The 14,133-nt window shown below is 66.8% G+C and carries 12 protein-coding genes; 8 read left to right on the forward strand and 4 right to left on the reverse strand.

Features of this window, described 5'->3' with window-relative positions:
• Nucleotides 1-102 precede the first annotated feature (102 nt).
• The 4 genes from ACVWZ7_RS19180 to ACVWZ7_RS19195 all read left to right on the forward strand — a co-directional run bounded on the left by ACVWZ7_RS19180 (nt 103) and on the right by ACVWZ7_RS19195 (nt 3,548).
• Entirely contained in the window at nt 103-741 is a 639-nt protein-coding gene (locus tag ACVWZ7_RS19180) for an ATP-dependent Clp protease proteolytic subunit (protein ID WP_116768441.1), read from the forward strand.
• Between the two features lie 38 nt (nt 742-779).
• Entirely contained in the window at nt 780-1,439 is a 660-nt protein-coding gene (locus ACVWZ7_RS19185; RefSeq protein WP_116768458.1) for an ATP-dependent Clp protease proteolytic subunit, read from the forward strand.
• A gap of 131 nt (nt 1,440-1,570) precedes the next feature.
• Complete coding sequence (gene clpX, locus ACVWZ7_RS19190; RefSeq protein WP_091253704.1) at nt 1,571-2,860, forward strand: ATP-dependent Clp protease ATP-binding subunit ClpX; 1,290 nt, start codon at nt 1,571-1,573, stop codon at nt 2,858-2,860.
• Between the two features lie 70 nt (nt 2,861-2,930).
• Nucleotides 2,931-3,548 carry a mycothiol-dependent nitroreductase Rv2466c family protein gene (locus ACVWZ7_RS19195; protein ID WP_456508764.1) on the forward strand — a complete coding sequence of 206 codons (618 nt, stop codon included), beginning with the start codon at nt 2,931-2,933 and terminating at the stop codon, nt 3,546-3,548.
• A gap of 443 nt (nt 3,549-3,991) precedes the next feature.
• Here ACVWZ7_RS19195 and ACVWZ7_RS19200 read toward each other — a convergent pair whose 3' ends face one another.
• Together ACVWZ7_RS19200 and ACVWZ7_RS19205 are read right to left on the reverse strand one after the other, a co-directional pair.
• Nucleotides 3,992-4,147, reverse strand: coding sequence for a hypothetical protein (locus tag ACVWZ7_RS19200; RefSeq protein WP_167467810.1), 156 nt, complete (start codon nt 4,145-4,147; stop codon nt 3,992-3,994).
• 1 nt (nt 4,148) lies between these two features.
• Nucleotides 4,149-4,628: a DUF6325 family protein gene (locus ACVWZ7_RS19205; protein WP_344366243.1), complete on the reverse strand. Its 480-nt coding sequence runs from the start codon at nt 4,626-4,628 to the stop codon at nt 4,149-4,151.
• Nucleotides 4,629-4,937: 309 nt separating this feature from the next.
• Here ACVWZ7_RS19205 and ACVWZ7_RS19210 point away from each other — a divergent pair, with 309 nt between their 5' ends.
• Complete coding sequence (locus tag ACVWZ7_RS19210; protein WP_116768438.1) at nt 4,938-5,231, forward strand: putative quinol monooxygenase; 294 nt, start codon at nt 4,938-4,940, stop codon at nt 5,229-5,231.
• A 97-nt stretch (nt 5,232-5,328) separates the two neighbouring features.
• Here the strand turns inward: ACVWZ7_RS19210 and valS are convergent, their stop codons facing one another.
• Complete coding sequence (gene valS / locus ACVWZ7_RS19215) at nt 5,329-7,947, reverse strand: valine--tRNA ligase (RefSeq protein ID WP_344366237.1); 2,619 nt, start codon at nt 7,945-7,947, stop codon at nt 5,329-5,331.
• 50 nt (nt 7,948-7,997) lie between these two features.
• Between valS and ACVWZ7_RS19220 the strand changes: the two genes are divergently transcribed.
• Both ACVWZ7_RS19220 and ACVWZ7_RS19225 read left to right on the forward strand, forming a co-directional pair.
• Complete coding sequence (locus ACVWZ7_RS19220; protein WP_456508765.1) at nt 7,998-8,387, forward strand: DUF488 domain-containing protein; 390 nt, start codon at nt 7,998-8,000, stop codon at nt 8,385-8,387.
• A gap of 27 nt (nt 8,388-8,414) precedes the next feature.
• Complete coding sequence (locus ACVWZ7_RS19225) at nt 8,415-9,203, forward strand: SDR family oxidoreductase (RefSeq protein WP_456508766.1); 789 nt, start codon at nt 8,415-8,417, stop codon at nt 9,201-9,203.
• 55 nt (nt 9,204-9,258) lie between these two features.
• Here ACVWZ7_RS19225 and ACVWZ7_RS19230 read toward each other — a convergent pair whose 3' ends face one another.
• The gene (locus ACVWZ7_RS19230; RefSeq protein ID WP_456508767.1) at nt 9,259-10,338 is read right to left on the reverse strand and encodes an endonuclease/exonuclease/phosphatase family protein; all 1,080 of its coding nucleotides are present in this window, start codon (nt 10,336-10,338) and stop codon (nt 9,259-9,261) included.
• Between the two features lie 444 nt (nt 10,339-10,782).
• Here ACVWZ7_RS19230 and ileS point away from each other — a divergent pair, with 444 nt between their 5' ends.
• Complete coding sequence (gene ileS, locus ACVWZ7_RS19235; protein WP_456508768.1) at nt 10,783-14,130, forward strand: isoleucine--tRNA ligase; 3,348 nt, start codon at nt 10,783-10,785, stop codon at nt 14,128-14,130.
• Nucleotides 14,131-14,133 lie beyond the last annotated feature (3 nt).

A 14,133-nucleotide genomic window follows, 5' to 3' on the forward strand; every position in this document is an offset into this window, starting at 1 on the left:
CCGTTAGTGTCCATGTAGGAAAGTTCAGTGATGTCGTTCAGTGACGTCACCGTCGCCAGCGAGAGGTAAGTACATATGTCACAGCACGCAGGGGCACCCCGGATGGCCACGGTCGATCCGGCAGCCCAGGATAACTACATTTACAACCGCCTGCTGAAAGAGCGCATCATCTGGCTCGGCTCCGAGGTCCGCGACGAGAACGCCAACGCGATCTGCTCGCAGCTCCTGCTGCTCTCGGCGGAGAACCCTGAAAAGGACATCTACCTCTACATCAACTCTCCCGGCGGCTCCGTCACCGCCGGCATGGCCATCTATGACACCATGCAGTTCATCCCGAACGATGTTGTCACCGTGGCCACCGGCCTGGCCGCATCCATGGGCCAGTTCCTGCTCTCCTCCGGCACGAAGGGCAAGCGCTATGCGACCCCCAACGCCCGCATCCTCATGCACCAGCCCTCCGGCGGCATCGGCGGCACGGCGTCGGACATCAAGATCCAGGCTGAGCTGATCCTGCACATGAAGAAGGTCATGGCCGAGCTGACCGCAGACCAGACCGGCCAGACCGTGGACACCATCCTCAAGGACAACGACCGCGACAAGTGGTTCACGGCCCCGGAAGCCCTGGAATACGGCTTCTTCGACAAGATCGCCGCGCACGCAGGTTCCGTGGCCGGCGGCGGCGGAACCAACGCCAATGGCTCCGGCAACGGCGGCGGCGCTGCGACAGCCACCGAGAACTGACCGGCACGTAGACAGCAATGAATTCAGGAGCAATGAACATGAACTACAACTTCGGTTCGACTGCCGGTAACCTGCCGGGCAGCCGCTACGTGCTGCCGCAGTTCGAAGAGCGCACCCCTTACGGCTTCAAGCGCCAGGACCCGTACACCAAGCTGTTCGAGGACCGCATCATCTTCCTGGGCGTCCAGGTCGACGACGCCTCGGCGGACGACGTGATGGCCCAGCTCCTGGTCCTCGAGTCCACTGACCCGGACCGCGACATCACGCTCTACATCAACTCCCCGGGCGGTTCCTTCACCGCCATGACCGCGATCTATGACACGATGACGTACATCCGGCCCGAGATCCAGACCGTCTGCCTGGGCCAGGCAGCCAGTGCCGCCGCCGTGCTCCTCGCCGCCGGCACGCCGGGCAAGCGCCTCGCGCTGCCGAACGCCCGGGTCCTGATCCACCAGCCGTCGCTCTCCGGCGGGCAGGGTGGGCAGGCCTCAGACCTGGAGATCCAGGCCGCCGAGGTCATGCGCATGCGCTCCTGGCTCGAGGACACGCTGGCCAAGCACTCCGGCCGGACGCCGGAACAGGTCAACAACGACATCGAGCGGGACAAGATCCTCACCGCCGCCGAGGCCATGCAGTACGGCCTCATTGACCAGGTGCTGGATTCCCGCAAGATCAAGCCCCAGGCCATCACGCGCTAATCAACACAACGCGACGCCGGTGCGGCACCTTCACATGGCCGCACCGGCGTCCGCATTCCACCCAACAGGCCCAAAGTGACCTAGAGTGGAACATGTCACAGCCAGCAGCAAGCTACTAAAGGGGTTCACACATGGCTCGGATTGGCGAGAGCACTGATCTGCTGAAGTGTTCTTTCTGCGGAAAGAGCCAGAAGCAGGTTCGCAAGCTCATTGCCGGGCCCGGCGTCTACATCTGCGACGAGTGCATCGAACTCTGCAACGAGATCATCGAAGAAGAACTCGCGGAAGTAGCTGACCTGGGCAGTTTCGAACTGCCCAAGCCCCGCGAGATCTTTGATTTCCTGCAGGAATATGTGATCGGACAGGAACCCGCCAAGCGCTCGCTCGCCGTCGCGGTCTACAACCATTACAAGCGGATCCAGGCCGGCCACGCGCCGAAGAGCGGCAGCCTCGCCGACGGCGTGCACCACGACGACGTCGAGATCGCCAAGTCCAACATCCTCCTGATCGGCCCCACTGGCTGCGGCAAGACGTACCTGGCTCAGACCCTGGCACGCCGCCTGAACGTCCCGTTCGCGGTGGCCGACGCCACGGCCCTGACCGAGGCCGGCTATGTCGGCGAGGACGTCGAGAACATCCTCCTCAAGCTCATTCAGGCCGCCGACTATGACGTCAAGAAGGCCGAGCAGGGCATCATCTACATCGATGAGATCGACAAGATCTCGCGCAAGAGCGAAAACCCGTCCATCACCCGGGACGTCTCGGGCGAGGGCGTGCAGCAGGCGCTCCTGAAGATTCTCGAGGGTACCGTCGCCTCGGTCCCGCCGCAGGGCGGACGCAAGCACCCGCACCAGGAGTTCATCCAGATCGACACCACCAACGTGCTGTTCATCGTGGCAGGTGCTTTCGCGGGTCTCGAGGACATTATCGGCTCACGCTCCGGACGCAAGGGCATCGGCTTCGGCGCCCCGCTGAACGAGGTCAAGAACACCACGGATTCCTACGGCGAGGTCATGCCCGAGGATCTGCTCAAGTTCGGCCTGATCCCCGAATTCATCGGCCGGCTGCCCGTCATCACGACGGTGTCGAACCTGGACCGTGCAGCGCTCATCCAGATCCTGTCGACTCCGAAGAATGCTCTCGTCAAGCAGTACCAGAAGATGTTCCAGCTCGACGGGGTGGAGCTGATCTTCGACGAAGAGGCCCTGAACCTGATCGCGGACCAGGCGCTGGAACGCGGCACGGGGGCCCGCGGGCTCCGGGCCATCATGGAGGAAGTGCTGCTTCCGGTCATGTTCGACCTCCCCAGCCGCGACGACATCGCCAGCGTCGTGATCACGGCCGATGTGGTGGCCAAGAAGTCGCAGCCCACGATGATCGCCCACGACGTCGTGGCCAAGCGCCGGAATAAATCCGCTTAGTTCATCGCTACACGTCATTGGTGCGCCCTGAGTGCGCCATGCCCCGAAGACTTTCCTGAGGAGACCGCCTGTGTCTGAAACCGCTCCCAATAAGGCCGATTTCTGGTTCGACCCGATGTGCCCCTTCGCCTGGGTCACGTCGCGCTGGATCGGCGAAGTGGAAGACGTCCGCGACATCAAGACCGAGTGGCATGTGATGAGCCTCGCCGTGCTGAACCCGGGCCGAGAGGAACTGCCCGAGCAGTACAAGGAGTTCCTGGCGAAGGCGTGGGCCCCCGTCCGCGTCATCACGGCCGCCGCCGAGGAGCACGGTGCCGAGTACATCAAGCCCCTCTACGACGCCATGGGCACGAAGATCCACAACGAAGGCATCAAAGACATCGACGAGGTCATCGCCAAGTCCCTGGCCGAGGCCGGACTGCCGGCCGAACTCGCCGCGGCGGGCCAGTCGGAGGAATTCGATGCGCAGCTGCGCGCCAGCCACGAGGCCGGCATCTCGCTGGTGGGCCAGGACGTCGGCACGCCGGTAGTAGCTTTCAACGGCACCGCGTTCTTCGGCCCCGTCCTGACCCGCATCCCGCGCGGCGAAGAGGCCGGACGCCTCTGGGACGCCACCGTCACCCTGGCATCCTTCCCGTACTTCTTCGAAATCAAGCGAAGCCGGACCGAAAGCCCCGTCTTCGACTGAGCCCTCCGCCGCCACGGCAAGCCTCCGGAGGCCGGCAAGAATTACTGCGATGTAATTCTTGCCGGCCTCTTGTGCATGGCGGCGCCGAGGAGAACAATAGAGCTTACCCACTTCGAAAGAAGAGGGACGCAGGAACCAAAGATCCAGTGACACTTATCCGACGCAGCCTTCGGCAAAGTCAGATGATGGCTACCAGTGACGAGGTAGGAAGACCTGGAAATCTAAGGATCCCGCCAGATTGTCTAAGACGTCACGTGACAATCGAAAAGTCGAAGCCCCACCAACGGCTAACGCTGATGGGGCTTCCCCTTTGCCCAAAAATAGGGGCTTCCCAAAAATAAGGGCTGCCCAAAAATAAGGGCTGCCCAAAAACAGGGCCCAAAAAATTTGATTGTCGTGTACGGTGCGCATGACCCCGGAAGGGTCATACGCACCTGCGGGTGTCAGTCGCGGCGGTCGCGGCGATCTTCCCGGCGGTCGCCGCGGTCATCACGGCGGTCCTCACGTCGGTCACCGCGACGGTTGATCCCGTGGGCGACCACAACGGCCCCGCCGACGGCGGCGGCGGTCCTGCGCCTGCGTCGTGCTGCCAGTGGCATGTCAGGCTCCTTCTTTCGTTTCTTCGGAGGACTCGGCTTCGGCGTCGGCGTCGGCCTGGAAGGCGGCGATGACGGCTTGGGTCGGGATCCGGCCGCTGGCCACCAGTTGGCCGCCGGCCTTGCGGACGGCCGTGCCGAACGGGGCAGCCCACTGGTTCTCCCAGACGAGCACCGCGGCGGAGTGGCCGGGCGCGATCGTCTCGGCCAGGTCCATGACGTCCTGCTCTGAGAGCACCATGGCCAGGTCGGCCTCGGCCGTGCGCACCTCGCCGAGCTCGCTCGGGTCGAGGTCGGAGATCTCCGCCGTCTCGAGGGTGCCGTCCTCGGTCTTCCTCAGGAACACCATGTCGAGCACCCTGATGAGGTCGCGCTGGACCAGGTCCTCCAGGAACGGGGCGACCTGGCCATTGCCGAAGTTGGGACCCGGGAACTCCACGACGAGCCAGTCCACCGGCCCCAGTTCATCGAATGTGTCAGCCATGAGTATGACCTCCATTTCTCCTTGGGTAGTATGCGATCCGACGGACCGCCGCAGCTTCATTCTGTGCCCCCGGGGAGGGGCGGCGCCTCACCCGCACCGGGTGACCTCTCGCAGGGGGTCGGTATAGCCGGCGTTCGGGCGTTTGGCCGCGGAAGAAGACGCTGGTCCAGCGCCGAAGAAACAAGGCAGAGGGAACATGCCCGGCGCCCTGGCTGTTGCCTCCAAGGTAGGGGCAGCGGTCCCCGTGCCGTCATTTCCGGGCATCCGGCCCGGTTGTGTCCTGTGCCCACCTGCGAACATTGGAGCGCCATGCCCGTCACAGCCCACCTTGACTTGAAACTTAAACCGGAAGCCGTGCCCACAGCACCGGCGGTACTCCGCGAAATTCTGACTGACACACGGGCCTTTGACGGCTGCCTCGGCGTCGACGTGCTCGTCGACAGCAACGATCCGGCACATTTTCTCGTGGTCGAACAGTGGGCGTCGCTGGAACACGACGCCGCCTATCGCACCTGGCGCGCGGGCGACGGCGCGAGCGGGCTGGGAGAACTCCTGGCCGCCCCGCCGGTCCTGACCCACTTCGAGACCTCCTTCGAGGTCTGAGGAAAGCCAAACCAGGACAAACGCAGCGAGGGCCCTCCGCCCGGCCTGAGCCGGGCGGAGGGCCCTCGTCCTGGTTGGCTGGACTACGCCGCTGCCGCTACGCCTGGGCGGGCTCCTCGGGAGCTGCCAGCACGACTCCGCTGACGGCCAACTCGCCGTCGCCGGCCACGAGCGAGATGTCACGCGCATTTGCCGCGGCCTTGAGGTCGGCCAGGCCTGCCTTCAGCTGGGTGATGATCGACTCCGGTGCCGTGATGGCGGCAGAGAGCACCTCGGTGCGCTGCTTGACCTTGGCCTCGGACTTGGCCTTGCGGATGCCGCTGAGCGCGGTGCCGACCGTCCCCAGGAGGTTCGTGTCGCCGTCGATCTCGACTGCGGACGGCCACTGGGCGCGGTGCACGGAACCGGTGCGCCACCAGCTCCAGACTTCCTCCGTGGCGAACGGCAGGAACGGGGCGAAGAGCCGCAGGAGGGTGTCCAGGCTCGTCGCGAGGGCGGCCAGCACCGACGCCTGCTGCTCCTCGCCGGCGGCACCGTAGGCACGGTCCTTGATGAGCTCGACGTAGTCGTCGGTGAAGTTCCAGAAGAAGCTCTCCGTGATCTGCAGGGCCCGGGCGTAGTCGTAGCCCTCGAACGCCTTCGTGGCCTGCTGGACGACGTCGGCGAGCTGGGCCAGGACGGCGCGGTCCAGGGGGTTGCTCAGCACGGACAGGTCGCCGGAAACCACCGAGTCCTCCGTGGCGCCCAGATTCAGGACGAATTTGGAGGCGTTCAGAAGCTTAATGGCCAGGCGGCGGCCGATCTTCATCTGGGCGATCTCGTACGCCGTGTCCGCACCGAGCCGGGCGGACGCGGCCCAATAGCGCACAGCGTCGGAGCCGTATTCATCCAGCACGTCCGTGGGAACAATCACGTTGCCCTTGGACTTGGACATCTTCTTGCGGTCCGGGTCCAGGATCCAGCCGGAGATGGCTGCGTGCTTCCACGGCGCCGTGTTCTGCAGCGCGTCGGCGCGCACGGCGGAGGAGAACAGCCAGGTCCGGATGATGTCGTGACCCTGCGGGCGCACATCGAACGGGTAGACCTTGGCGAAGAGTGCCTCGTCAGTGCTCCAGCCGCCCACAATCTGGGGGGTCAGCGAGGACGTGGCCCAGGTGTCCAGGACGTCCGCGTCGCCCGTGAAGCCGCCCGGCACGTCGCGCTGGGCTTCCTCGTAACCGGGCGCGGCGTCGGCGGCCGGATCCACCGGCAGCTGCGCGTCCGCGGGCAGGATCGGGGCGTCGTAGTCGGGGTTGCCGTCGGCGTCCAGCGGGTACCAGACCGGTACCGGGACACCGAAGAAGCGCTGGCGGGACACGAGCCAGTCGCCGTTGAGCCCCGAAATCCAGTTCTCGTAGCGGGAGCGCATGAAGGACGGGTGGAACTCGATTTCGTTGCCTCGGCCGATCAGCCGTTCGCGCCGGTCCTCGTCACGGCCGCCGTTGCGGATGTACCACTGGCGGGACGTCACGACCTCAAGAGGCTTGTCGCCCTTCTCGAAGAAGTTCACCGGGTGCATGATTTTCTTGGGCTCGCCGTCGAGCAGTTCCGCGGCGGCCAGGAGTTCCACCACGCCCTCCTTGGCGCTGAAGACGGTCTTGCCGGCGATTGCCGCGAAGTTGGCGCGGCCTTCCTCGGTGGTGATCCACTCCGGGGTCTCGCCGATGATACGGCCGTCGCGGCCCACGATCGCGCGGGTGGGCAGCTGCAGTTCGCGCCACCACGTGACGTCGGTGAGGTCGCCGAAGGTGCAGACCATGGCGATGCCCGAGCCCTTGTCCGCCTTCGCGAGCGGGTGGGCCTTGACCTCCACCTCGACGCCGAACAGGGGAGAGGTGACCTTCTTGCCGAACAGCGGCTGGTACCGCTCGTCGTCGGGATTCGCCACCAGCGCGGCACACGCGGCCAGCAGCTCGGGGCGGGTGGTCTCGATGAAGATCTTCTCGCCCTCGGCGGTGAAGAACGGGTAGCGGTAGTAGGCGCCCGCGACTTCGCGGTCCTCAAGCTCGGCCTGGGCCACCGCGGTGCGGAAGGTGACATCCCACAGGGTGGGCGCCTCGGCCATGTACGCGTCGCCGGCACTCAGGTTGGCCAGAAAGGCCCGCTGGGAGATCGCGCGGGACTTGTCATCGATCGTCCGGTAGGTCAAGTTCCAGTCCACGGACAGGCCCAGGGTCTGGAACAGGTGCTCGAAGACCTTCTCGTCCTCGACCGCGAGCTCCTCGCACAGCTCGATGAAGTTCCTGCGGGAGATGACGTCGAAGTCGCGCTGGTTCTTGGCGGGCTCGGCCGGGGGGCGGTAGCCGGCGTCGTAGGAGATCGCCGGATCGCAGCGCACGCCGTAATAGTTCTGCACGCGGCGCTCGGTGGGCAGGCCGTTGTCGTCCCAGCCCATGGGGTAGAAGACATTCTTGCCGGTCATGCGCTGGTAGCGGGCCAGGACGTCGGTCTGCGTGTAGGAGAACATGTGTCCTACGTGGAGGGAACCCGACGCCGTCGGCGGGGGAGTGTCGATCGAGTAGACCTGCTCCCGGGTGGTGTCCGGGTTGAACTTGTAGGTCCCTTCGTCAAGCCAGCGCCGGGTCAGGGCGCCTTCCAGCCCCTCCAGGGCGGGCTTGTCCGGAACGTTGATGGGGGTGGTGGTGGGCGTGTCTGTACCCTGATTGTCTTCAGCCATGGGTCAATTCTTCCACGGCCCGCAGCGCCGACCTGCAGTAGCATGCGCAAATGGACAATTCTCCGGAAAGCGGTGCCGGAAACTTCGTGATCAAGCGCGTCTATGACGCCCCCGCGGACGACGACGGCTGCCGGGTTTTGGTGGACCGGCTCTGGCCGCGGGGCGTCAGCAGGGAACGGGCCCGATTGGACCTCTGGCTCAAGGACGTGGCGCCCTCCCCGCCGCTGCGCACGGAGTTCGGACATATGCAGGAACGGTTTGCGGCGTTCCGGGCGGCCTACGAGGCCGAGCTCGAAACCAACCCGGCCGTGCAGACGCTGTACGCCTTGGCGGCGGAACATGGGAAAGTGACGCTCCTGTTCGGGGCGAGGGACCCGGAGACCAACCACGCCCGGGTGCTCAAGGAGTTCCTTCAGCACGGCGGCCACAGCGGGAACTGAGCCCGGCATTGCCGTTAGGGTGGTGCCATGACTGAGGGAATCGACAACAACGCAAAACTAGCCCCGGCAACAGCGGCCAAGGCAGCCGTGGTCACCGGCGCCAGCACCGGGATCGGCGAAGCCACCGTGCGGGCGCTCCGCAAGGAAGGCTGGACAGTGTTCGCGGTCGCCCGCCGCGCGGACCGGCTCCAAGCGCTCGCTGCCGAGACCGGCGCCGTCGCGCTTCCGGCCGACGTGACCGACGACGCCGACGTCGCCCGGCTCCTCGACGAGGTGACCCGGGCCGGCGGCATCGACACCCTGGTCAACATCGCGGGCGGGGCCCGCGGCGCCGACAAAGTCGCCGAGGCCAAGACCGGGGACTGGGAATGGATGTACCAGGTCAACGTGCTGGGCAGCATGAAGCTGATCCGTGCGTTCCTGCCCATGCTGCGGGCCTGCGGCGAAGGCACCGTGCTGAACCTGACCTCGACCGCCGGATACGCGGCCTACGAGGGCGGCGGCGGCTACAACGCGGCCAAGTTCGCCCAGCACGCCCTGACCGGCGCCCTGCGGCTCGAAGAGGCCGAGCACAACGTTCGCGTGATCGAGGTGGCCCCCGGCATGGTCTACACCGAAGAGTTCGCACTGAACCGCCTCGGCGACCAGGACGCGGCCGCCAAGGTCTACGCCGGGGTCGAGAAGCCGCTCTCCGCCGAAGACGTTGCGGACGTGGTCCGCTACGCCGTCTCCGTCCCGCACCACGTCAACCTGGACGAGATCGTGATCCGCCCGGTAGCCCAGGCCTCCAACTTCAAGGTGATCCGCAAGGCCTGAGAAGGACACCGGGCTGCGGGGCGCCTGCGCTGCCCGGGCAGCGGCGGTGCTGCGGTCAGCCGCCGGCGGGGACTCTCAGTGTGGCCAGTACTGCTGCATGGTCCGAGCCGACCACGGGCAGCACGGAATAGCCGTAACTGCGCACCTGCGGGCTGGTCACGACGTGGTCGATCACCACGCCCGGCAGGGGCGGTCCGGCCTGCGGCCAGGTCGGAACCAGACGGGCCAGGGCCGCGGCCCCGGCGTCGACGAGGGGGCCGGCGGGGCCGGCCCCGCCTTCGCCGCCCGCCAGCATCCGGCGGAACTCGGCGTGGTCCAGGGTGGCATTGAAGTCGCCGAGCAGCAGCACGTTGCCCGGACGGACCGCGACGCGCCCCAGAGCCGCGAGTTCGCTCCGCCACTGCCCGGCCCGGCCCCACACCGGAGCCTTGGTGTGCACATTGGTCACGTCGAGGGAGACCGGCCGTCCGTTGGGGTCCCCGGCCGGAGCCGGGCCAAGGTCCATCCGCACGGTGGGTATATGGAAAGCGGAACCGTCCACGGAGTCCAACGGAGCGATCGGGCGGGAGGAGTACACGCCGCCTCCTCCCGCGCCCTCGACCGCCCGGCTGATCCGGTGCGGAAGCAGCGTGCCCAGCCCCTCGGCATCCAGCCGTCTTTCCAGGGCGGGCGAGAGTTCCTGGACGGCAAGCAGCTCGACGCCGTTCTCGCGCACCAGCCGCACCACCTCCGCGGCGTCCGCCTGGCCCTTCCACGCATTGAATGTCATGACCTTCAGTTCGGTGGCGGGCGGCTGTCCCGTGCCCGCTTCCTGCCCTGCGCCCTGCTGCCCGCCTTGCAGTGGATCAGCCTGCGCAGCCAGGAGCCGGTCCGCTAACCGGTCCGGCGGGAACAGCCAGAGCAGCTGGAGGGCCAGCAAGGCGCCGGCGGGCAGGACCGCCCACGGACGGCGTCCCGGCAGCGCCAGCAGGAAGGCGGCCCCGGCCGGAAGCACCAGCCAGGGCGTGAAGGCCACGAGCTGCACCACCGGCGACGGCCACGGCGCCGGGACCGCCCGGAACACGGACACCACGGCCACGGGCGCGGCGCACAGGGCCGAGGACACTTGCCAGCGGCGGCTCGCGCGGCGGCTCATCACGGGTCGGCCCGAGGCGGCCGGGGGTCGGTCATGGCAAGAGTCTAAGCAGTCCGGCCGTTCGCGTCGCCCCTGAGCGCACGTTTGCCGGGCGGTGTCACTGCCTGTCACTGCCGGCCGCTCCATTTGGGGCGACGATTTGCAGTAACATCGACGTAGCAGCTTTGACCCGGCCATCACCGGTGAGCTTCCGGAAGAACACCCCCGCGTGCGGTGGCGACGAAGTCGCGGCGGCGCGTGCGGGCCAGTAGAACCGGACGGGTAAGCCCGTCACAGCAGTAATGAGCGGCCGACGCCGGCGCAGCCCCTTTCCGGAAAGGGTGCGGGCCCGGTGGCGGTAAGTGAGGTGGTACCGCGGTGCCGGTGTTGTCGAAAGACAGTGCAGGAGCCGTCCTCGCATCCTGAATGAATACATGTGTTCGCCGCTCAACCCAGGATGTCGAGATGACCCATTACCCCAAGGCCTCAGCCGCACCCGCCGGTTCCACCACCTCCGCTTCCAGCGCCTCAGGCGTATCCGCCTCTGTGAAGTTCCCGGAGATCGAAGAGCGCATCCTCAAGTACTGGGACCGGGACGGCACCTTCCAGGCCAGCATCGACCAGCGCGATGCCGGCCAAGACGGCAGCAACGAATTCGTCTTCTACGACGGCCCGCCCTTCGCCAACGGCCTGCCGCACTACGGCCACCTCCTGACCGGCTACGCCAAGGACCTCGTGGGCCGCTACCAGACCCAGCGCGGCCGCCGGGTGGAGCGCCGCTTCGGCTGGGACACGCACGGCCTGCCCGCCGAGCTGGAAGCGATGAAGCAGCTGGGCATGACGGACAAGACCCAGATCGAGGCCATGGGCATCGACAAGTTCAACGACGCCTGCCGCGCCTCCGTGATGAAGTATGCCGACGAGTGGAAGAGCTACGTCACCCGCCAGGCACGCTGGGTGGACTTCGAGAACGACTACAAGACGCTCAACGTCGAGTACATGGAGTCGGTGCTCTGGGCCTTCAAGCAGCTGCATGAGAAGGGCCTGACCTACAACGGTTACCGCGTGCTGCCGTACTGCTGGAAGGACGAGACGCCGCTGTCCAACCATGAACTGCGCATGGATGACGACGTCTACAAGAACCGCCAGGACCAGACCGTCACGGTCACCTTCCCCATCACGGCAGGGGAGTCGGAGCTGTCCAGGCAGCTCGCCGGGGTGCAGGCGCTCGCCTGGACCACCACGCCCTGGACGCTGCCCACTAACCTGGCGCTCGCCGTCGGGCCCGCCATCAGCTATGTGGTGCTGCCGGCCGGCCCGCACGGGATCAAGGCCGCCGCGGCCGAGGCCCCCGTGACGGGCAGCTTCCTGCTCGCCGCGGACCTCCTGGGCGCCTACGCCAAGGACCTCGGCTACGGCGACGGCGCCGAGGGCGTGGCTGCCGCCGAGGCCGCCGTCACCTCCCGCCACACCGGCGCCGAGCTCGAAGGGCTGACGTACGCGCCGCTCTGGGACTACTTCCACGATGCCGAGAAGTACGGCACCGAGAACGCCTGGCGCTTCCTCGTGGCCGACTACGTCACCACCACCGACGGCACCGGCATCGTCCACCAGGCTCCCGCCTATGGTGAAGACGACCAGAAGGTCTGTGAAGAGGCCGGCATCCCCGTCGTCCTGTCGGTCGACGAGGGCGCCAAGTTCCTGCCGCTCTTCGGCCACGGCGACCTCGCCGAAATCGCCGGGCTGCAGGTGTTCGAGGCCAACAAGCCCATCACCCAGGTGCTCCGCGCCCAGGGCCGCCTGGTCCGCCAGGCCAGCTACGAGCACAGCTACCCGCACTGCTGGCGCTGCCGCAACCCGCTGATCTACCGCGCCGTGTCCTCCTGGTACGTCGAGGTCACCAAGTTCAAGGACCGCATGTCCGAGCTCAATCAGGAGATCAACTGGATCCCGGGCAACGTCAAGGACGGCCAGTTCGGCAAGTGGCTCGCCAACGCCCGCGACTGGTCCATCAGCCGCAACCGCTACTGGGGCAGCCCCATCCCGGTGTGGCAGTCCACCGACCCGGACTACCCGCGCACCGACGTCTACGGCTCGCTCGCAGAGATCGAGGCCGACTTCGGCCGCCTGCCGCTGAACAATGACGGCCAGGTGGACCTGCACCGGCCGTTCATCGACGACCTCACGCGCCCGAACCCGGACGACCCCCGCACCCCTGAGGAAGGCCAGTCCGTCATGCGCCGTGTCGAGGACGTCCTGGACGTCTGGTTCGACTCCGGCTCCATGCCCTACGGCCAGGTCCACTACCCGTTCCAGAACGAGGAATGGTTCGACACCCACAACCCGGCGGACTTCATCGTCGAGTACATCGGCCAGACCCGCGGCTGGTTTTACATGCTCCACATCCTCTCGACTGCGCTGTTCGACCGGCCGGCCTTCCGCAACGTCATCAGCCACGGCATCGTCCTGGGTTCCGACGGGCAGAAGATGTCCAAGAGCCTGCGCAACTACCCGGACGTCTCCGAGGTCCTGGACCGCGACGGCTCCGACGCCATGCGCTGGTTCCTGATGTCCAGCCCGATCCTGCGCGGCGGCAACCTTGTGGTCACCGAGCAGGGCATCCGCGACGGCGTCCGCCAGGTCATCCTGCCGCTGTGGAACGTGTACAGCTTCTTCACGCTGTACACGAACGCCTCTGCCGGCGGCTCAGGCTACGACGCCAAACTCCGCTACGACGGCTACGCCGACACCCTGGACCAGTACCTGATGGCCAACACCGGGGACCTCGTCCGGAACATGACCGCCCAGCTGGACAACTACGACATCTCCGGCGCCTGCGACGAACTGCGCGGCTACCTGGACATGCTCACCAACTGGTACGTCCGCCGCAGCCGCCAGCGCTTCTTCGACGAGAACGTCGACGCCTTCGACGCGCTCTACACGGCGCTGGAAACGGTCTGCCGGGTCGCGGCCTCGCTCCTGCCGCTGGTCACCGAGGAAATCTGGCGCGGCCTCACCGGCGGCCGCTCCGTGCACCTGGCCGACTGGCCGGACGCCGACCTGTTCCCGGCCGACGCCGACCTCGTCGAGGCGATGGACCGGGTCCAGCAGATCTGCTCCACCGGCTCCTCGCTGCGCAAGGCCGCGAACCTCCGCGTGCGGCTGCCGCTGCAGGAACTCACCGTCGTGGCACCCGGCGCGGACGCGCTGGAAGGCTTCGCCGCCGTCGTCGCCGATGAACTGAACCTGCGCTCGGTCCGCTTGCTCGACGCCGAGAACGCCTCCCCGGAGGAGTTCGGCATCGAGCAGAAGCTCGTGGTGAACGCCCGCGCCGCGGGCCCGCGCCTGGGCAAGAACGTCCAGCAGGCCATCAAGGGCTCCAAGTCCGGCGACTGGTCGGTCAGCGACGAAGGTGTGGTCACCGCCGGCGGGCTCGAGCTCGAGCCGCAGGAATACACCCTGGAAACCGTCGTGGCCGAGGCCGCCGAAGGCGAGGGATCCCGCGCAGCGGCCGTGCTGCCCGGCGGAGGTTTCGTGGTTCTCAACACCGAAGTCACCCCGGAACTGGAAGCCGAAGGTGCGGCCCGCGACATGGTCCGCGCCATCCAGCAGGCCCGCAAGGACGCCGGACTCAACGTCAGCGACCGCATCCACACCACCGTCACCGCCAAGCAGGACATCATCGATGCCCTCCTGGCCAACGCGGCGCTCGTCACGACCGAAACCCTGACGGTCCGGCTGGACACCGTCCCGGCCGACGTCAAAGAACCGCAGGTCAGTGTTGCCAGGACCGCTGCAGAAGTAGGGGCCTAAGCC

This window comes from Arthrobacter sp. TE12232 (assembly GCF_054062615.1).